At 63.7% G+C, this 19064-nt stretch carries 17 protein-coding genes; 8 read left to right on the top strand and 9 right to left on the bottom strand.

Annotated features, from left to right (window positions below):
- Nucleotides 1-34: 34 nt before the first annotated feature.
- A complete protein-coding gene (locus BM360_RS17780; protein WP_093316763.1) occupies nucleotides 35-367 on the bottom strand; it encodes a GrlR family regulatory protein in 333 nt (110 codons plus the stop codon).
- Between the two features lie 255 nt (nucleotides 368-622).
- Complete coding sequence (locus BM360_RS17775; protein ID WP_165611362.1) at nucleotides 623-1873, bottom strand: TetR/AcrR family transcriptional regulator; 1251 nt, start codon at nucleotides 1871-1873, stop codon at nucleotides 623-625.
- A 97-nt stretch (nucleotides 1874-1970) separates the two neighbouring features.
- Here BM360_RS17775 and BM360_RS17770 point away from each other — a divergent pair, with 97 nt between their 5' ends.
- Nucleotides 1971-4301, top strand: coding sequence for an arylsulfatase (locus BM360_RS17770; protein ID WP_093316757.1), 2331 nt, complete (start codon nucleotides 1971-1973; stop codon nucleotides 4299-4301).
- Nucleotides 4302-4336: 35 nt separating this feature from the next.
- The gene (locus BM360_RS17765) at nucleotides 4337-6691 is read left to right on the top strand and encodes a TonB-dependent receptor (protein ID WP_093316754.1); all 2355 of its coding nucleotides are present in this window, start codon (nucleotides 4337-4339) and stop codon (nucleotides 6689-6691) included.
- Between the two features lie 54 nt (nucleotides 6692-6745).
- Here the strand turns inward: BM360_RS17765 and BM360_RS17760 are convergent, their stop codons facing one another.
- From BM360_RS17760 to BM360_RS17745, 4 genes are all read right to left on the bottom strand, one after another.
- Nucleotides 6746-7321 carry a Ros/MucR family transcriptional regulator gene (locus tag BM360_RS17760; RefSeq protein ID WP_093316752.1) on the bottom strand — a complete coding sequence of 192 codons (576 nt, stop codon included), beginning with the start codon at nucleotides 7319-7321 and terminating at the stop codon, nucleotides 6746-6748.
- A gap of 82 nt (nucleotides 7322-7403) precedes the next feature.
- Nucleotides 7404-7703, bottom strand: coding sequence for a hypothetical protein (locus tag BM360_RS17755; protein WP_093316749.1), 300 nt, complete (start codon nucleotides 7701-7703; stop codon nucleotides 7404-7406).
- 526 nt (nucleotides 7704-8229) lie between these two features.
- Nucleotides 8230-8601 carry a response regulator gene (locus BM360_RS17750; protein ID WP_093316747.1) on the bottom strand — a complete coding sequence of 124 codons (372 nt, stop codon included), beginning with the start codon at nucleotides 8599-8601 and terminating at the stop codon, nucleotides 8230-8232.
- Nucleotides 8594-13255 carry a PAS domain S-box protein gene (locus tag BM360_RS17745; RefSeq protein ID WP_165611361.1) on the bottom strand — a complete coding sequence of 1554 codons (4662 nt, stop codon included), beginning with the start codon at nucleotides 13253-13255 and terminating at the stop codon, nucleotides 8594-8596. The genes BM360_RS17750 and BM360_RS17745 overlap by 8 nt, the downstream gene beginning before the upstream one ends.
- Nucleotides 13256-13777: 522 nt before the next feature.
- On the opposite strand from BM360_RS17745, the gene BM360_RS17740 reads away from it, so the two are divergent.
- The 5 genes from BM360_RS17740 (at nucleotide 13778) to BM360_RS17720 (ending at nucleotide 16683) form a co-directional block, all read left to right on the top strand.
- A complete protein-coding gene (locus tag BM360_RS17740) occupies nucleotides 13778-14014 on the top strand; it encodes a DUF3253 domain-containing protein (RefSeq protein WP_093316742.1) in 237 nt (78 codons plus the stop codon).
- Nucleotides 14015-14062: 48 nt separating this feature from the next.
- Entirely contained in the window at nucleotides 14063-14317 is a 255-nt protein-coding gene (locus BM360_RS17735) for a hypothetical protein (protein WP_093316740.1), read from the top strand.
- Between the two features lie 340 nt (nucleotides 14318-14657).
- Nucleotides 14658-14942 carry a hypothetical protein gene (locus BM360_RS17730; protein WP_093316737.1) on the top strand — a complete coding sequence of 95 codons (285 nt, stop codon included), beginning with the start codon at nucleotides 14658-14660 and terminating at the stop codon, nucleotides 14940-14942.
- A 13-nt stretch (nucleotides 14943-14955) separates the two neighbouring features.
- Entirely contained in the window at nucleotides 14956-15603 is a 648-nt protein-coding gene (locus BM360_RS17725) for a hypothetical protein (protein ID WP_131819293.1), read from the top strand.
- A 201-nt stretch (nucleotides 15604-15804) separates the two neighbouring features.
- Entirely contained in the window at nucleotides 15805-16683 is an 879-nt protein-coding gene (locus tag BM360_RS17720; protein WP_093316732.1) for an HNH endonuclease, read from the top strand.
- Nucleotides 16684-17060: 377 nt separating this feature from the next.
- Here the strand turns inward: BM360_RS17720 and BM360_RS17715 are convergent, their stop codons facing one another.
- Complete coding sequence (locus BM360_RS17715; RefSeq protein WP_093316730.1) at nucleotides 17061-17942, bottom strand: endonuclease domain-containing protein; 882 nt, start codon at nucleotides 17940-17942, stop codon at nucleotides 17061-17063.
- A gap of 206 nt (nucleotides 17943-18148) precedes the next feature.
- Nucleotides 18149-18595, bottom strand: coding sequence for a DUF488 domain-containing protein (locus BM360_RS17710; RefSeq protein ID WP_093316727.1), 447 nt, complete (start codon nucleotides 18593-18595; stop codon nucleotides 18149-18151).
- Nucleotides 18596-18616: 21 nt separating this feature from the next.
- Between BM360_RS17710 and BM360_RS17705 the strand changes: the two genes are divergently transcribed.
- Nucleotides 18617-18847, top strand: a complete 231-nt coding sequence (locus BM360_RS17705; protein WP_093316725.1) for a hypothetical protein — start codon at nucleotides 18617-18619, stop codon at nucleotides 18845-18847.
- Between the two features lie 38 nt (nucleotides 18848-18885).
- Here BM360_RS17705 and BM360_RS20055 read toward each other — a convergent pair whose 3' ends face one another.
- A complete protein-coding gene (locus BM360_RS20055) occupies nucleotides 18886-19017 on the bottom strand; it encodes a hypothetical protein (RefSeq protein ID WP_278247464.1) in 132 nt (43 codons plus the stop codon).
- Nucleotides 19018-19064 lie beyond the last annotated feature (47 nt).

Here is a 19064-nt window from a genome sequence, read left to right as displayed (position 1 = left end):
GAGTTAAGCTGCCTATGCGCCCCGGCCGCTCCGCTCAATCCGCGATATGCGACAGCCTGGCCGTGAACCGCACGCTCGGCATGTCCCTGCTCGTTCCCCGCACCTCCGCCGAGTATTCCCCCGCCTCGCCCTCCAGCCGCAGTGTCAGGTCATTGTAGCCGAGCGCCGACACCACGCCGGGCACGTGGCGGTGCTGCGTCACGGTCACCTCGGCGCTGAGCCAGCCGCCTGTCGCCCGGTAGGTGCCCACGTAGGCCATGCCGCTGTCGCCGCCGCGCCACTTGCCGCCGTGCAGGTAGGCCACGCCGTAGTTCTGCCCCTCGGGGCTGGAGAAGATGATCTTGTAGAGGCCGTCGGGGAGGGACATGGGCTGGGGCTCGCGATCTGAGGGGCAGGGCGCGGCGGCGGAGCAGGGGAAGGCCTCCGCCGCCGCTCGCTGCTCTGGATATTGCGGCCGCGCGGAGTGGACCAGTGAGGGCGCTACGCTGTTACGCTTGTTACGCCAGAGAGCGCTTGCGATTTTGTTTGTACATTTGGGGTGGTCACCAAAAGCCGCACATTGAATTCTGGGGGGGCGCAGTAACAAGCGTAACAGGGTAGCAGCGCCTGCGGCCTGGCAGCGTCATTCGACTGGTTGGCGCAGGCAGAACGACACTAACTGTCGAACATTTTCCTCTGCGTCGTTATCGCCGGATATTCCTGTGCCTGTGAGCAGGCGATTGCCGCCTCCGGCGAGTAGCAGGAATTGCTCGGCAGCAACGACGGCGTCAGTGAGATGCAACTCCCCTGCGTCGGCACGAGCCTGAAGGAACGTAGCGAACGCGGCGTGGGTGGAAGCGGTGAGGCGATGCCAAACCCTCGAGGTTAACTCCGGCCGCTGTGCGGCTTCCCTTACGAGAAGCCGAAGTATTGCAACGTGATCAGGTCGAGCAAAGCGATTCTGATAATGGCTTCCAATGGTGATCAGCGCGGAGGCGATATCAGTATCGTTGGACATCTCTGGCAGATCGATAGCAAGATCCTCCGCGAGGTTGTTCAGCGTGGCGGAAATCAGTCCGTCCTTGTCGCCGAACCGGCGATAGATGGTCGCTTTCGACAGCCCAGTCTCCATGCTCAGGCGATCGACACTGGTGCCGCGAACGCCTTCGTCCAACAGGCTCCTGGCTGTGTGGACGAGGAGCGCCTTCCAGCGATCAGGTGGCGTTCGGCCGGGGTGACCCGCAATGCCTGAAGCATAAGGTTCGAGCCCACGAGGCGGGGCAGGGCTGGCCGTCACAGGCGACCGCCAGCCGCGGGAGAAAAGATGGGCGGCCGCGTCGATCCGAGCACGGTCAAGTGTGGGATCCTCGGGCAAGCCGATTAGATAGTGTAGCCCACCTGTCGCCAGTACGCCGAGCCACTGCGCGAGGTGCTCGGCCGGCAGATTGGGCACGCTCGAGCGGGCGGGCAGTGCGTCGACGAACGCCATTACACCAGGCGAGCGGCTGCGCAGGGCATGCAGCTCCTCCGACAATTCGGGATAGCGAACAGCGGCAACGATGTTGGCGCGGTATAGAGCTAGATTGGCGGGTGACCGCGCGCTGCGATCGAGCCACTGCCCGATCTTGGTAAGCGCGTCGGCCTCGTTCAGCCCGGACAAATCGGGCAACGTCTCGCCGCCAGCTTCGGCGATCGTGACTCTAAGAACCTCCGCAAACAGCGATGCCTTTGAGGCGAAGCGATCGTAGATCGTCGTCTTGCTCGCTCCCGCACGTGCCGCGATTGCGTCGATGCTGATATGATCGAGCCCGTGGTTCAGCAACTCTTCTCGCGCTGCGAACACGATCCGTGCCGTGGCCGGATCTGACTCTTCCGCTGGATGTTGCTTCCGCATCAACGCACTGTCCGATGCAAAATGCCGCATTGCAAGTGTGAGTACGCATCCGTATCGTACACGCATAACAAGCATCGTTGCGCTCGGGGGAGGTGATATGCGTAGCTGGTTGACGGTTCAGTTCGCTTGCACTGCGGCCATGCTGCCGGCGGCAGCAGGAGCCGCCGATCTTATCGTTCTGCCGCGCCCTCCGGAGCCGTTCGCGGGCACGATTGGTACGACCTATGCGGACTCGACACCCGCGTTCCAGGCACCGGTAAGCGCGCCTGCTGGTGCACCAAACGTCCTGCTGGTTCTCACCGACGATGTCGGCTTTGCAGCTGCAAGCAGCTTTGGCGGCCCGATCCCCACTCCCGCGCTCGATCGGCTGGCGAAAGCAGGTCTGCGCTACACCCGCTTCCACACGACCGCGATGTGCTCCCCTACACGCGCGTCTCTATTGACCGGGCGCAACCATCACGCGGTCGGCTCCGGTATCGTCACCGATACAGCGAGCGGCTATCCCGGCTACTGGTCTGTGATCCCGCGATCGGCATCGACGGTTGCCGAGGTGCTGCGGCTTAATGGTTACAATACCGCCTTCTTCGGCAAGCATCACAATGTGCCGCAGGGCAGCGAGGATGCGTCAACAGGCCCGTTCGAGCTGTGGCCGACAGGGCTTGGCTTTGAATACTTCTACGGCTTTGTAGGGGGCGATACCAACCAGTGGCGTCCGACGCTGTACCGCGGAACCAACCGTGCCGATCCGCCGCACGACGCGCATGAGACGCTGGACCACGTCCTCGCGCAGGACTTGATCCATTGGATCCATGGCCAGAAGGCGGCATCGCCCGACAAGCCGTTCATGGTCTATTTTGCGCCTGGCAGCGCACACGCGCCGCATCAGGCGCCGGCGGAGTGGATTGCCAAGTTCAAGGGGCGCTTTGATCAGGGGTGGGACAAGCTGCGCGAGGAGAGCCTTGCCCGGCAGAAGGCAATGGGGATTGCGCCACCAGATACGGCGCTGACGCCTCGGCCGGTCGGGATCCCAGGCTGGGCGTCGCTCACCGCCGACCAGCGCCGCGCTTATGCGCGGATGATGGAGGTGTTCGCCGGCATGCTCGCCTACCAGGACGCGCAGATCGGCACTGTGCTCGACGAATTGCAGCGTATGGGCCAGCTCGACAATACGCTCGTCATCTTCGTTGAAGGCGACAATGGCGCTAGCCCCGAGGGCGACATCGGCGGCACGATGAACGAGCTTGGCCACCTTGCCAATGGAATGAAGGAGGATAGCGGCTGGCTGCTCGCCGAGATGGACAAGATGGGTGGGCCCGACAGCTATCAGGTGTACCCGGTCGGCTGGGCCTGGGCGACGAACAGCCCGTTCCAGTGGACCAAGCAGGTGGGATCGCATCTTGGCGGCACACGCAACGGCATGGTCGTGTCGTGGCCTGCGCGTATCAAGGCGATGGGCGGCATCAGGACGCAGTTCGCGCACGTCAACGACATCATGCCGACCATTCTGGAGGCGGTCGGCTTGCCCGCGCCGGACATCGTCCATGGCGTGAAGCAGCAGAGGATCGACGGCACGAGCTTGGTTTACAGCTTCGCCGACGCGCGCGCACCCGAGCGGCACACGACGCAATATTTCGAACTGCTCGGCAACCGCGCCATCTATGATCATGGCTGGCTGGCGAGCACCACGCCCGGCCGCTTACCATGGAAGGAGGGCAAGTCCGCCGGGCTGCCGACGGACTATAAGTGGGAGCTGTACGACCTCAGCCGCGACTTCAGCCAGGCGCACGATCTGGCCGCGCGCCAACCGGCGAAGCTCGCCGCGCTGCAATCCTTGTGGGACAAGCAGGCGCGGGCGAACAGCGTCTACCCGCTCGACGACCGGCAGGGGCGCATGCGCGCCTACAATGCTGGTCAGCGCACGCCGCAGCGGACGAGCTGGGTCTATTGGGGGTCGGACATCAGCGTGGCGCAGGTGAAGGCGCCACCGCTCAACTTTCGCTCCTTCGCGATCAACGCGGAGGTGACCATCCCGAAGGAAGGGGCGAGAGGCGCGCTGATCGCAAGCGGAAGCCAGTTTGCGGGCTGGAGCTTCTACTTCGATGGCGGTCGCCCGGTGGTTGTGCACGCAGCCTCGCAGAAGCCCGAGGACGTGTTCAGAATCGCCAGCACCGCTCCCATCGCACCGGGGCCGCACCGCATTGGCTATGATTATGCGCTGGACGGTAAGCCCGGGCAGGGCGGCACGCTGACGATCACCGTCGACGGCAAGGCAGTGGCGAACGGACGGATCGGCCGCACCGCCTTCATCGCCGCGGGCCTCGGTGAAACCTTCGACATCGGCAGCGACACGGGGGCTGCCGTGGTCGAGCTTGCGCAGGGCACGCGCTTCAACGGCAGCATTGCACGGATCGAAGTGACGCCGCGCTGACGGTCACAAACGGGTTCAGGAAAAGGGGAAAAGACATGTTCGTCTCTGCACGGACGCTGCTGACTGCTGGTGCAGCGCTTTGGACGATGACCGCGGCAAGCGCGTCCTTGGCGCAGGAGGCGGCTGTCTCGCCACCCGAGGCGGCACCCGCGAACGACACGGGGCTGGCGGATATCGTCGTCACCGCGCAGAAGCGAGCGGAGAATTTGCAGGACACACCGCTTGCTGTCAGCGCGCTGACCGCTGAGGTGCTGCAGAACCGACGTGTCGCGGACATCAGCGACATCAGCGCTGCCGCGCCCAATCTCACGACGACGATCACGCCGTCCTCTACCACCAACATCGCTGTCCACATCCGCGGCATCGGTGAATCCGATCCCGTGCTGACGGTCGACTCACCAGTCGGCATCTATGTCGACGGCGTGGTGATCGGCCGCACTGCGGGCGCAGTGTTCGATCTCGTCGACCTCGAGCGGGTCGAGGTGCTGCGTGGCCCACAGGGCACGCTCTACGGGCGCAACACTACGGGCGGCGCGGTCAACTTCATCACGGCCAAACCCGCCAGCAAGTTCAAGGCATCGCAAATCCTCAGCTATGGCCGCTTCGATTATTTCCAATCACGGACGAGCGTCGACACCGGGGAGCTGGGAGATAGTGGTCTCGCCTTCAAGCTGTCCTACCTGCACAAGCAGAAGAGCGGCTATGCCAACGACCTGAACCAGCCCGACAAGCGCGATCCTGGCGCGAACAACGTCGACGCCTTCCGCATCGCGACGCAGTTCGACAATGGCGGCCCGTTCCGCGTCGACTATGCCTTCGACTTCAACGACAGTAAAAGCTACTCCGTCCCATTCCAGCTGGCCGCGGCGCGGCCGGACATCATCGCCTACCTGCGAAACTCGCAGGCGCTCGGCGGCAATCCGCTCGTCATCGGGCGCGACCGAATCAAGACATTGCGGCTCAACCAGGGTCAGCTGCACGATGAGGTGACGGGCCACACCCTGACTGTCGAATACGACCTGACAGACGAAATCACCCTTCGTTCGCTGACCGGTTATCGCGAATGGGAAAACAGCGTCGCACGCACCGATCTCGACGGCAATGACGGCCTTCGCGGCTTTACCGTGAGCCCGGCCATCCTCGCGCCGCCGAACCGCTTCATTCCGCTCGGCGTAACACCGGTGGAGCTTTTCGGCGCGAGCAACAATCGGTCGCAAAAGCAGGTTTCGCAGGAGATCAACCTGCTCGGCAAGATCGGGCAGACCGTGGACTTCGTCGTCGGCGCCTTCTACTTCAAGGAGAAGGCACGCGAGAACAACCCGCAGAACCTTTCGCTTGTGCTCGCATCGCCAGCGCCGATCCCGTTAGGTCCGGGCCTCACCACCAGTCAGTTCAGCGTCGGGCTCGCCCCGCAGCTCATCTACCGGCACGACTCCGAGTCCAAGGCTCTGTTCGGGCAGGTCACGGTTCGTCCATTCGATCGGCTCGGTATCACCGGCGGTCTGCGCTACACCGAGGATGAGAAGGATCTCAACCAAACGCAGCCGGTTGCACAAGCGCGCCGGCTGGATGCCAAGTTCAGCCAGCTCAATTGGGCGGCCAGCCTTGACTACAAATTCACCGACGATGTGCTGTTCTATGCCCGTGCCGCGACGGGTTACAAGGCTGGCGGCTTCAATCCGCGATCAGTCGGAGGTAGCTTCGATCCGGAAAAGATCATTTCCTACGAGGCAGGACTGAAGACCGAGCTGCTCGACCGCAAGCTGCGGATCAACGTCACAGGCTTCCACTCACGATATGACGATCTGCAGGTCAGCCAATTTCTGGCGGGCACTGGCGGCGCATCGTCCGTCACGGTCAACGCGGGCAAGTCGACCTACACGGGTATCGAGGCTGAAGTGCTCGCACGGCCAGTCCGCGGTGTCACAATCAATGCGACGGGCGGCTACGTCGATCGCAAGTTCAAGAGCTTCATCATTCGGGATGCAGCAACGAACCAGCTGATCGACGTGGCCGACGAGGCGCGCTTCCATTATTCGGCGAGCACCACAGCCAATGCTGGCGCGCAATACGAAACGGCGGTAGGCTTCGGTCAGTTCCTTGCCCGGGTCGACTGGACATATCGCAGCCGGATCTACTTCCACCCATTGGATCGCCTAAACCCGTTCAATCCTGTCCTGAGCGACGGTTCGGTCGGGCGTTTCGATGCTCGAATAGCTGTGTCGGACATCGATGTCGGACGCGCTCGGGCCACAGTGGCGCTGTGGGGCAAGAACATCACCAACCGTGATTATCTCTACTCCGGCATCGACTTCGGCTCGCTTGGCTTTGCGGGCGCCGTGTACGCGGAGCCGCGTACCTACGGGATCGATGTACGGTTCGACTTCTAAGGCACTTAAAGCGGGCGATTCCGCCGACAAAGCGGTATCGCCCACTATGCTGGATCAGGCCTCGTCGGAGCCTTCACGCACCTTCGCCAACGCCGCCGCGCCGGAGAGCTTCCGACCGCGCGGCTTGCCTGCAGCGTTGCCCGCACTCTCCGCCGCCGGCTTGCGCCCTCTGCGCTTCGGCTCAGGTGCCGGCGCCTCAGCCGCGCTCGCCCCCTCTGCCACAGCAGGCTCTGCCTTCCTCCGCCCCAACCCCAGCTGCACCGCCAGCGCCTTCCTCTTCTCGCTGTAGGTCGGCGCCACCATCGGGTAGTCCGCCGGAAGCTTGTAGCGCGCCCGGTACTCGGCCGGCGTCAGCCCGTGCGTGGCCAGGTGCCGCTTGAGCGCGGTGTACGGCTTGCCGTCGATCATCGAGACGATGCGGTCCGGGCTGGCCAGCGACTTGCGGACGCTGACGGCGGGCACGTGCTCCGGCTCGGCGGGGGCAGGGGCTAGCGCGTCGAGGCCCGCGAGTGCCGCATGCGTGCTGCGGATCAGCTCCAGCAGGTCGGCTGCCGCCACCTGGTTGTTCGACAGGTGCGCGGTGATGATGTCGGCGGTGAGGGAGAGGAGGGCGTCGGTGTCGGCGGTCATGGTGCGTCCGTGATGCGGGGTTTGGGCAGAGTAGGCTGGCTGGGAGCCGTGGCAAGTTAATCTGTAGGTTACCGGAAGGTGATCAGATTAGGCCTGAATAGGCTCCGGCGGTCAGCACAGTGGGCCACAGCATCGTGTTGGCCACGTCGGATATCGTGTCGCGCCACCGCCACGAGCCCGACCGGAGGCGGTCGAAAGCCTCGTTGGACAGCTCCGCGGCGAGCACGATCAGCCAGGGCCAGGGAGAGCGCGTGCCGCCGATCAGCAGCGCGGCGGCGACGTAAATCGCCATCCCGCCGTGCGCGTGCAGGGCGGCGTCGCACAGGCCGAGGCGCTCGGCGATGAACTTCTTGGCGGCGCCGTGCAGCGCAACGGGACTCAAGTCGAGGTCCTCGCTTGGTTGGATGGTGGGAGCCCGGCGGCAGGGGCAGGGGGGGCGTGGGGCTCTGGTGGATAACCCGAGTGGGGCAGGGGTGTTCCGCTGGCCATGGTGGGAGGCGGGCTGGCTGCTTCGTTGCTGTCGGATGATCGCGAGCAGTGAAGCCGCGCGCCAACCCGTTCGTACGTCGGGAACGACCCAGATGCGGACGTTCGGGGTCGCGGGCCCGCTTCCCGGAAGCAGACCTCCGTTCAAACGATGCTGCGCGGCTGGAATTGGGCCGTTCGCCGTTTGGCAGCTTCCCGCGATGCAAGGGGTTAAAGCGGACATTCGCTTTGAACCAGTAGCCGCTCGCCATTCGCCGTTGCTGATTGGTGCCCCGGACCGGGTAAACATAACGAGTAAATTTCGCTGTATGCGCTACTCTAGGAGCATCGCAAACCGGCATATGCCGCCGACTGCCACCGCCGCTAGCCTCTAGTGCAACGGTGGAGGCGTGTGAGCGACCGGAAGGGGACGTCGAGCCGTATCAGGAGTGAATGACGCGGCCGATCGCCTGCGTCACTTTCTTGATGTTGATCGGCTTCTCGCAGCGAACAACATCCGCGAATCGGCTGGGGATAGCGGACGCGTCGTAGCCGGTCGTGAAGACGAATGGTACGCCGCGATCCGTCAGGAGGTCGGCGGCGGGAAACACCATCTCGCCACTCAGGTTCACGTCGAGGATACCACCGTCGATAGCCTGCTCGGATTGGACCAGCTCCAGCGCATCCTCAACATTTCCCACCGGCCCTAGCACGATCGCGCCGGCGTCGCCCAGTTCCGTCCGAAGCTCATCGGCAAGCATGTACTCGTCCTCAACGACGAGGATGCGGCAGTCGCGAAGGCTGCGTTCAGGCATATTCTTCCATTCCTGCTGTCGTGGCTGAGACCGGGATCGAGATTGTGCAGTGAACACCGTCAGGCCCAAGTGTGTATGACGTTTTCGCCTTGAGCTGATAGGGAAGCGCCTGCTCGATCAACTCGCGGCCCTGGCCGGTGCCGCGCGGCGCCGATCCTGGGGGAAGCATGTCCACACCGCGCTCGCGCCAGTCAATGTGCAGCCACGGTTTGCCACCGTCGCCCTCGTGTTCCAGCGACCAGGTGATGGAGAGCCGACCTGACGACTGCCCAAGGGCGCCATACTTCAACGCATTGGTCGCCAGTTCGTGGAGAGCGAGCGCGAGCGTCTGCACCGTCGAGGACCGCAGACGGACGCCGTTCGGCCCGCTCAACGTCACGCGGTCGGCGCTGCCGTCCATGGCCGACAGCTCGGTCTGGATGAGTTCGTCGAATGTCACGCGATCATGGTCGTTCATGCGCGACAACAGACCCTGCACGCGGGCGAGCGCTTCCAGCCGATCGCGAAAGCGCCCTCGGAAATCGGGAAGGTCGGCGCTGGCGCGCGCGGTCTTGTCGGACATCGAGCGGACCACGCCCATCAGATTTCGGGTGCGATGCTGGAGTTCGGCCACCAGGACCTTCTGGCGCTCCTGCAGCTCGCGCAGATCGTCGATGTCGGTGGACGTACCGAGCCATTCCACGACGCGGCCCGTGTCGTCACGCACCGGCGTCGCTCGGGTCTGGAACCAGCGGTACTGGCCGTCGTCGGACCGGCATATCCGATAGTCGGCCTCGAACGAACCGCGTTCGACAGCCTTTGACCAGATGTCCTTGACGCTGCCGCGATCGTCGGGGTGGACAGGGTCCAGCCAGCCGAAGCCATGACTGTCCGGTTCCGACTGGCCGGTGTAGGCGGTCCATTGAGGGCTCGCCCATGTCCACTGTCCGCCGTCGACCGCGCGCCAGACGAGTTGGGGTATGCCTTCCATCAAGCTCTGAAGACGCAGCTCCGCTTCCCGTAGCTCCGTCAAGTCATGACCAACGCCCCCGACCAGCGCGACCTTGCCCGTGGCGTCGGCAATCGGGAAGTCGGTATTGCGCAGCCATCGGATCGCGCCGTCCGTGGGTCGTCGGATGCGGTAATCGAACGTGACATGCTCGCCCTGGCGGATCCGCTCGATTGCCGCCTGGGCGTGGCGGCGATCCTCAGGCACGATCAGTTCCAGCCAACTGCGATAGTTATTGCCGGCAAGCGCTTCGTCCCGGCCGACGCCGTAGATCGCCTCGAAGGCGGGCGTCAGGTACGTCCATTGCAGCGTCTCGGCGTCGCGGATCCACAGCACGTCCTGCGACGCCTCGCCGAACTGGCGCAGCCGCTCGTCGCTTTCGCGTACCGCCGCCTCGGCCCGCTTGAGGTCGGTCACGTCCTGGGCGATGCCGCCGCCGCGCTTGACCACGCCGTCCTCGACGATCGGGAACCCCGCGTCTCTTATCCAGCGCACGTCGCCGTCGGGGCGGACGATGCGGTATTCGGTGACGAACGGCTCGCCGGCGAGCAGGCGCGGCATCGCCTCGCCCGCTTGCGCGCGGTCGTCGGGATGGACCAGCTCGGCCCAGTGCGAAATGTCCGCCATCACGCCGTCGCGGCTTTCGCCCCAGATGCGCTCGAAAGCGGGGCTGAGATATTCCAGCCGCATCGTTGCCGCGTCGACGATCCACAAGGCATCCGAGCTGTTCTCGCCGAACTCGCGGAAGCGCGACTCGCTTTCGCGCAGGATCGTCTGCGTCCGGTGCTGCTCGATCAGGTCGGCCGCTTGGCGTGCGAGCAGGTCGAGGAAGCGCAGCTCTCGCTCGTTCGGCCGATGTCCCGCCTCACGCCAATGCGTGTTGAGCATGCCGAGCGGCTCGCCGGCGCGCGACAGCAGCGGTGTCGCCTGCGCGGAGCGATAGCCGGCTTCGATATGCATCCGGCACGCCTCGTCGGTCTCGTCATCGAAATCGACGAAGGTGCGGGCGCCGCTCCTCAGCGCCATGCCACAGGCCGTTTTACTGTCCGCATCGACACGGTGGAAATTATCGGTCATCCGCGGCTCGATATCGCGCGTCACCAGCAGCACGAGCGAGTGCGTGTCCGGATCGTAGAGCTGGATCGTGCCGGCGTCCGACTGGGTCAGCTCGATTGCCGCCGACAGGATCTCGTCATGCAGCTTGTCCGCGTCATCCTCCGCGACGAGATAATCGGCAAGACCGCGCAGCCGCTCCGTCCCGCGCAGCTCGGCGGCAAGTCCGGCCTCGCTTTCGCGCAGCGCACCTTCCGCCCGAGCGCGCTCGACCGCCGCCCATGTTCGCTCGCCCGTCTCTCGGACGAGTTCGACATCTTGTGCGGTCCAAGCGCGCGGTGTGGCGCTGTGCACGCCGAGCACTACCGCCAGTCGGCCACCCTTGACGAGAGGGACGCCCATCCGAGCGCGGGCGCCGAGCGCCTGCCAGCTCGCTAGCCTCTCCTCGCTCATCGGCTCGAGTTCGATGTCTGGGATGACTGTAGCGCGCCCTGCGCGAAGCGTGTCGATGTCGTCCTTCCATGCTTCGACCGGGTAGCGCCCGACGAGGCTCGGCGTGCCGGGTGCGCGTTGTTCACGCTCGATCGCGACGTACTCGCGATCACCTTCGACGACGAAGGTGGTGTAGACGGCGCGGCTGACTTGAAGTTGACGCGCTAGGAGCCGTGTCGCCTGCTCCTCGATCTCGATCGGGTCGGCAAGCCCGCGCAAAGCGTCAGACAGTTGCAACAGGAACGCCTGTCGCTCCTCGCTTTCGCGTAGCGTGATCTCGGCTTGCTTGCGCGTGCTTATGTCTTCGAACACGGAAGCCGCGAGACGGCCTTCTCCGCCGACGGCGGTAATGTGGGCGTTATACCACCGACCGGTGCTCTGGTTATAGTTTTCGAACCGCTCCGGGATCCCGGTTCGCGCCACCCGGTCATGGATATCGATTAGGAAACGCTCCACATCAGGCATGACTTCGCTCACGAGCTTGCCAACGATTTCGGAGCCAAGCCCGGTCTGGCGGGTGAAGGCCGGGTTTATCTCCACGTACCGCATGTCAATTGCCAGACCGCCGTCATCACGAAGGATCTCTTGAACCACGAACGCGTGGTCGATCGATTCAAAGACAGTGCGGAACTTCTCCTCGCTCTCCTGCAACGCCGCCTCGGCGCGGGCCCGTTCGACGCGTGGGAACACCCGCTCGGCCACCTCCTGAACAATCGCGATCTGGCTTGCCTTCCAGTCTCGGGGTGTTGCGCCACTGACGGCCAAGCACGCCACCCATTTGCCGTCGCGATGGAACGGGACGGCCACGATCGAGGCGGTCGATATCAGAGCATAAGCTGCGGCGTCGGTCCGCTCATCGGCGACCGTGTCGCGGACGACGAAGGTTTCGCCGGCACGCTGCGAGCGGGCGAACTCCCCGGTCAGGAAATCGGCGATACGATAGGTCTGCTTGCGGAGTACCTCTTCACGTTGCCAACTGGGGTGAACCGTGACTTCGTCACCTTCTTCATCGACGTCGCAGTACAGATACAAGCTCAGGTCCAATGCCTCGCCCAACCGCACCCCCACCGATTGGATGATGTCGTCGGGTTCGGTCAGGCGGGCCAGATCGTCGGCGATTGACGCCAATAAGGCGGTGTTGGCCTCGGCCTGCTTGCGCTCGGATATATCTTCGTAAAGCGCCATGACTCTGCGATCGGCGCCGGGATAGGCGAAAACCTCGAACCAGCGGCCTGCCAACGCCTCTTCAATTCTCTCGGGCGTTCCCGTCCGTGCGACCCGGTCGAACAAGTCCGTCCAGGCCGGGTCGAAGTCCGGGAAGAACTCGCTCGCCCGCTTTCCTCGCGCTTGCGCGACGGACACGCCGAACTGCCGCTCGAAAGCCGGGTTCAGCTCAAGATAGTGCAGGTCGACCGGGCGGCCGTGCTCGTCGTGCATCACCTTTAGCTCGATGAATCCCTGGCCCATTGTCTCGAACAGGGTGCGGTACTTTTCTTCGCTAGCCCTAACCTCGGCGACCTGTGCCGCCACACGCTGCTCCAGCTCGCTCCTGCGCGCCTGCGCTTCCTCCAGCACCTGGACGGTCCGGAAGCCTGCGGCGGCGAAGCGGGCGAGGCGTGTTAAGAGTCGGGCATCCTCCTCATCGAACTTGCGGATCGGGTTGTGAGCGTTGACCCAGAGCGTGCCGACCGGCCTGTCGTCTACATGAAACGGCAACAAGAGGCCTTCGTGGATGAGCGGTTCGACCTGCGCTTCTGCGAAGAACCTGTCCGGTCTTTCGATCAGCAGCAACTGGTCGCGCCGGACCGCCAATCCGCAAGGGCTGGCGTCGAACGGGATGGTGCTGCCACGCAACTTCCCCCAGACACCGGCGAGGGCTACCCAACGGAATTGCCGGATGCCCGCAATCTCTTCGATGCTGATGCCAGCAGACTCGCCAAGACCAAGTTCGACAATCGTCTCGGCTAGTTTCTGGAGCAGGTTTTCGGGACGTTCGGCCAGCTCATTCGCCAAGGCTTCGAGAGCGCGATTTTCGGCCGCATAATCCGGGGCACGGCCAGGTCTTTCGCTAAGCCGGCTGGTGACGATTATGTCATCCGCGCTAAGTGCGTTCTCTTCCAACGAGCCTCGGCTCCTTTCACCCGAGAGTGTAACGCGCCTGGCCGGAATAGTGTGCCCGAAAACCACCCGTTCAAGAAGGGCGGCCCGTCGAAACCTACTAAGCCCCTGCTGGTATCACAACCGGTCGATTTAGGGGAGGCTGGCGGGACCACGCTCGTCAGCGGCTTTGAGGGGCGAAGAACCCCTGTTCAGAAGACGATCGTTTGTCCGACATCGGCATATCACGGGCTTAGCACCGACCGCGCCGCGGGCCGGCGTTCATCAAGCCGTTCAAAAAACAATGTCCAGGCGAGGTGCGCAACGTCAGCTATCCGCATCAAGGCAAACGATAGCTGCCGGGCAGGAAGGACCCACAAGCGGTCATGCAAGAGGTCTATCGTGATTGCCAGAAGCGGCCGCTCATTCATGCTGGTCTCGCGCGCTTAGGCATCAGCTAAATGCCGCCGCACGTCCAGCAGGCGTAACGCAGATCGCTCCTTCCGCGGGCTTGAACGGGCGGCGAGCGGGACCGACGTATGCCGGGTGACCGATCCAAGGGCCACGGCACTGTGCCTGCTCGCACGCCGCGCACCGGCTGCGACGATCTGCCCGAACGAGGTAGCGCGCGCGATCGCGCCGGACTGGCGCGGCGCGATGCCCGCAGTCCACGCTGCAATCGACGGGCTGGTCCGAGACGGACTGGTGCGGCTGAGCTGGAAGGGACGGTGGCTCGCGATGCGATCGGGACCGTACCGGATCCGCCGTCTCAGTGACAAATGAGGCGAGACCCCCCTCCCGTTCCTGTCGCCGCTGGTGTATCGCGCAGTGATGGCGAGAAAGAAGCGCTATCTGACCGCGACGATGGCCGATGGCTATGTAAAGACGATCGGTCCTACAGCCGCGCCGCTCACGCATTACTGGCGCATCATCGCGCATCTGCACGGTGGCAAATACGAGGTGTTCTGGGGTCATGCCACCTCCGCGAAGGAGGCCACAAGCAAGGAGGCGCTGACAGAACAGGCGGCGGGGCGACACGGGTGGAAGAGCTTCGATTTTGAGGTCGTCGAGCTTACCGAACACTGAGTTCGTTAACCCTGCGGCAGATCGATCCGCTTAATTATGCGCGCCTCGCGCGAGGCACCCAAATTAATTGCTTGAGCATCTGGGCGGCCGCGCAGCGGCGGGCACGACCCATTCCCAGACGTTCGGGCCAATTATCCCGCTCCCCAACTTCCGACGATCATTCATTGAGCCTAATGGCCAAGTTTCGATAGCGGGAACTGGGACGAAGTCGTCATTCACGGGCTCGGCGGTAAACGGCGGCTTCTGGCAGGAGCGGACAAATGAGGTCCTAGGCGCCTAGTTTTGGAAGGCCCCTTGTCGTTGAAAGCACTTCACGACGTCGAACAATAACGGGGAAGCAATGAAGTCTGATGAGATCGATTTGGATGCCTACGCGCGTACGAAGCTTCCATCCCCTGGCCTGTGCATTTACTGCGGCAATGATAAACTGAAGCGCAGCGAAGAGCACGTCATTCCGTACGCGATGGGAGCGGATGTGCTCAGCATCTTGGACGCCTCCTGCGGAGAGTGCCAGAAGATCATCAACAAGTATGAGCAGGGTTTCCTGATCAACCAAATCGGCCCATTTAGGGGTGCTATCGGGGCGCCATCACGCACCCAGAAAAAAAAAGAAAAAACTGCTTGAGCGCCACACGCATATGCGGCTCACGTTTACCGAAATCGGTTCGAGCGGGAAACATATCCGCGACCTAGGCTATCGGCTAGTTCCGTTTGCCGAAGCGCCACTGGTTCTGCCGCTTTGGACCTCGCCAGCGCCGACGATCCTTGGACTGCCAGCCAAGGCAGGTGGCGAGTTGGGGAAGAGCTGGACCTACCAACAGAGGGATAGGCTTGATGCCATTGCTAAAGAAGTGGGCAATGAGAAGGGCGCGCTTATCGTTCAGACGCAGATCGGGGTGGTCTCTCGTGAAGACACCCTGCGGTTTCTCGCCAAGACTGCTCACGCTTGGGCGGTTGCGAAATTCGGCTTGGATGCCTTCGATCCCTTCCTGGCCGATGTCATTTTGAATAAGGCGGACGACATAGAGCGCTACGTCGGTGACGCGCCCCGGTACCTGTATGAGGGTATGCCGGAAATCGGAGACTTGATGGAAGGCGAAGGGCACATGTTTCGGATTGTTGGGGGTAGGGAGCATATCGGAGCTTTGTCTGATTGCGTGTTCACTCTGATTCAGCTGTATCCGATGGTAAACAGCCCCGTGCATCTGGTGGTGGTCGGTAAGGTTAAGCCCGGGTTCGACATGGACGCTAGGATGTTTGAGCGCTACGGTGAGCGGACCCAGTGATCGTTTCGGTCTGAAACATCGAATACAGCGTATTGGACACGTGCGTTGGTGCTGAGCTTTACGCTGGGTGAGTGACCGGTCGGGGAACAGCCGACGGTTCCAGCCCCGCTAGCGAACGGCGCACGTTGGTCGCTGCCGATGGCCGTTTGTATCTGTGCAGGCGCGCAGAGCCGCGCCCGGCGCTTCGCTCAAGGATAATTCGTGTACTGCGTATATACCGACCAGGACGTGCCAGAGACCGATGGCAATTGGGATCATATCATCCCTTTGTCGCTCGGCGGCACCAACCAGTTTCAGGTTTGGTCGCAGAAAGCATTCAATTCGAAGATGGGCAGCGAAGTTGATGGCGCACTCGCCAGTGATCCGCTGCTCGCGCCTCAACTCGCCCGCTCGCCTGTGAAAGGGCATGGTAGGAAGCCGGTGCCGCGCTGGCGGCGAGCAACGATTGCCGGGCGCCCGGCGCAGATCAGCCACACCCCGGAAGGCATGCGCGTGTGGGATGTCAAGGCTGGCCGCGAACTCACCGACCAGGAGTCCGCCGGCGAGGACCTGACCGTCCAGCTCAATGTTGGGATGTTCACCGCGCTGCGGTTTCTTGCTAAGGTTGCACTGGGCGGCGGCTATTTCGTTTACGGTGAGGCGCTACTTCCTGCTATCGACTGCGCCTCACTGCGCAAGGTCATCGCGCTCGACATCGAGGCCGCCAGGACCGACACCGCTTTGCGCAACTGTGGCTTCCAGATTGCCGATCGCTTCCACCCGGATGCCCAGCCAGGTGGTCCTTCTTATCTCTACCGTGTAATGTGCGAGTTGCTGCCGCGCTCGATCCTTCTCACCGAGCCTTTTGCGAACGGCATCGCATTCCACGTCGGCGTGCTCGGAACCTATGTCGGCACGATCTTCTGCCCCGGCGACACGCATGGCATTCCTGTCGAAGGCGAAGACCATGATCGCGGCCACGCCGTCGTGCTTGCGCCTGGGGCGCTTGAGCGGCATTCGTTCGAAGCGCTGTTACGCGACCTAAAGAGCGCAATCAGCATTGATGCTGGCGACGCCGAGAATTCACGTCCGGGCGCCTAACCCTGCCGACTTCGATCGTCAGCAATGGGCGCGTGAACAGACATTCGTCCTGCCTAATCGGCATGGCGCATGTTGGTCGTGAGCCGTCGACGGCACGGCGCCACCGCAAGGACCCAGAGTCGGTCGTTCAGGGCATGTTTTCCGCTGCCCAGCTTCGGCCATTTGTTCAGGTCGAACGGCGAAGCTGGTACCCGGTGCTAAAGCCCTGCCTATCGCTCGGCCGGTCTGACGTGAACCCCCGCCTCTCATCCAGCCGGAACCGGAGACCAGCGGTTGTTTTGAGGAACACCTGTTGGGGATGGTCGGCTGGTGACCAGCGGACCGCGCACGACGGCTTCCAGAGCTGCGGACACCAGCCTTGTTCGACAACGGCTGTGTCAGCGCATTTCGTGGAGCGGAACTCCTGCGAGCTCCGCGAATAGATAGTCGATGTCCTGCCACTTCTTGGCGCGGATCGTCAGCATGCGTGACCGCGCCTCGTCCCGCCGGATCAGGGCAGCGAGGTGAGGGTCGTCGTCGAGGAACTCGGGCGGGTAGGCGCCGTCGTCGGCGACAAGGACAACTTTTCCCCCGTACACCGGACGTCGCTCCTTGAGGTGGTCCAGAAGCGTTACAGCCAGGAAGTCCGCCTGGTGCTCCTCGACCACGAACCGACGCTGACCGTCGGCGACCAGACGGCTCGTCTCGAGCGTGACGGCGCTCTGGGAAAAGGTGCTCGCGGCACCGAAGAGGTGCACGGCGACCCAGTCGGGCATTTCCAAGACGCGTGGCAGGAGCCTCAGGAAGCTGTCGCGCGTGATCAGTCCCAGAGCCTCAAGGTTCTTCCGATTGCGCTGCTCGAACTCGACAGCGGCGCGCTGGAAGAAGAGCCAGTCGATGTAGACGGCGAAGGTGGGCACGGGCGGACCGATCGCGAGGATGAACGACTGAACCTCCTCGACGCATCCCGCCGCGTCCCGCATGACCTCATGCCCGGTGAAGCGCAGGACGGTCCAGCCCAGCCGCTGAAGGTAGCGCTGGCGTATGGCATCACTGGTACGATCTTCGACCGATGAATGGGTGCCGTGCCCGTCAAGCTCGACGATCAGCTTGTGTTCTCGGACGAGGAAGTCGGGCCGGTAGCGGCCGACCATCTGCTCGGGCTCCACCGCAAGCCCTGCAGCGCGGCAGGCCTCGTGGAACATCCTCTCTATCAGGGTTTGGGGCACTCGCCGTTCCTCCGCTCGCCTGCATCCGACGCGGGTCCCGCAGTCGTCCATGCGATTATTCGTGTTGTGCGTTTGTCAGCCGTCCGCGGTCGGAAACTCCTGCCGCAGCCAGCTCGTCACCGTATCCCGGTCCGGCCGTCCGTTCGATCTCAGCACGCGACGATGTCCCGCGCCGATACGACCACGATCGGATGCTCGTCCTCCTTGATCTCCCGATGCAGTGACAGCTGCCTGCGATTTTTCAAGGCCGCCCCAACTCATTCGCTTCCAGCGAACAGATCCACCACCTCCGCCTCCGCCTCCGGCATAGCCGCCTTAGCAAGCAGCGACCGGTGGCACCCCGCCGGATCGCGCTCGAAGCAGAGCAGGGCGGTCGGCCGCTCCGCCGCCAGCGACCGCAGCTGCGCCATCTGCGCCATGGCCTCGGGCAGCTCCAGCTGACCGGCGTAGACCTGGGCCAAACGGGCATGGTCGTGCTTGCGCGCAGCCTCGCGCCCCTCCGGCGGCGTGCCCAGCGCCTTCAGCCCGACATAGTCGATGCCCGCCTCGCGCAGGCCGGCGGCCAGCTTGTTCTTGGAGAAGCCGGGGCGGCGGGAGAGCGGCACTGCGCGCACGTCGGCGAGCAAACGGACGCCGGCGGCGGAGAGCGCAGCGACGACCTCGGCTTGTGTGCAGCCCTCGTAGCCGATGGTGTAGACGCGCACGGGATCTCTCCGCTTGGTGGGATGATCCTAACGCTTGACCGGGGACGTCGGCTCTCAATCCGCCGCCTTAGCCTCCCGCTTCAGCATCACTTCCTCCACGGTGTTGCCCGCCAGTCCGCCCGCCGCCAGCGCCACCACCACGTTGCCGACGAACAGCTCGGCAATCCGACCACGCCGGCGAACGCGACCATGGCCGAGGCGGTGACCGGCGCGGCGGCGGCGGCCTTGCCGACCGTAGCCTTGGCGGACTAGCCGATAGCCCGCAACGTGCCGAGCGCGCCGGTCAGCGGCTAGTCCGCGCGGGCCAACCGGATCAACTCGCCCAATGCCTGATGCAGGGCGCGCAGGTGCGCCAAGGCGACCTCGCTGTCATCCTCCACCAGACTGCTGTTGTCGAGCAGGCGTATCTCGTCCTCGATCATGCGCTCCACGGCCAACACGGAGGTGCAGGGCGGTGCGCTACGCTGTT

The sequence above is a fragment of the Sphingomonas jatrophae genome, assembly GCF_900113315.1.
GTDB lineage: Bacteria > Pseudomonadota > Alphaproteobacteria > Sphingomonadales > Sphingomonadaceae > Sphingomonas_P > Sphingomonas_P jatrophae.
This window is presented reverse-complemented; position numbering and strand designations above follow the sequence as displayed.

What these genes read in the sequence shown, in the direction of transcription:
- BM360_RS17780 (WP_093316763.1), bottom strand. Translation starts at nt 367, where the DNA reads ATGTCCCTCCCCGACGGCCTCTACAAGATCATCTTCTCCAGCCCCGAG.
- BM360_RS17775 (WP_165611362.1), bottom strand. Translation starts at nt 1,873, where the DNA reads ATGCGGAAGCAACATCCAGCGGAAGAGTCAGATCCGGCCACGGCACGG.
- BM360_RS17770 (WP_093316757.1), top strand. Translation starts at nt 1,971, where the DNA reads ATGCGTAGCTGGTTGACGGTTCAGTTCGCTTGCACTGCGGCCATGCTG.
- BM360_RS17765 (WP_093316754.1), top strand. Translation starts at nt 4,337, where the DNA reads ATGTTCGTCTCTGCACGGACGCTGCTGACTGCTGGTGCAGCGCTTTGG.
- BM360_RS17760 (WP_093316752.1), bottom strand. Translation starts at nt 7,321, where the DNA reads ATGACCGCCGACACCGACGCCCTCCTCTCCCTCACCGCCGACATCATC.
- BM360_RS17750 (WP_093316747.1), bottom strand. Translation starts at nt 8,601, where the DNA reads ATGCCTGAACGCAGCCTTCGCGACTGCCGCATCCTCGTCGTTGAGGAC.
- BM360_RS17735 (WP_093316740.1), top strand. Translation starts at nt 14,063, where the DNA reads ATGGCGAGAAAGAAGCGCTATCTGACCGCGACGATGGCCGATGGCTAT.
- BM360_RS17730 (WP_093316737.1), top strand. Translation starts at nt 14,658, where the DNA reads ATGAAGTCTGATGAGATCGATTTGGATGCCTACGCGCGTACGAAGCTT.
- BM360_RS17725 (WP_131819293.1), top strand. Translation starts at nt 14,956, where the DNA reads ATGCGGCTCACGTTTACCGAAATCGGTTCGAGCGGGAAACATATCCGC.
- BM360_RS17715 (WP_093316730.1), bottom strand. Translation starts at nt 17,942, where the DNA reads ATGGACGACTGCGGGACCCGCGTCGGATGCAGGCGAGCGGAGGAACGG.
- BM360_RS17705 (WP_093316725.1), top strand. Translation starts at nt 18,617, where the DNA reads ATGATCCTAACGCTTGACCGGGGACGTCGGCTCTCAATCCGCCGCCTT.
- BM360_RS20055 (WP_278247464.1), bottom strand. Translation starts at nt 19,017, where the DNA reads ATGATCGAGGACGAGATACGCCTGCTCGACAACAGCAGTCTGGTGGAG.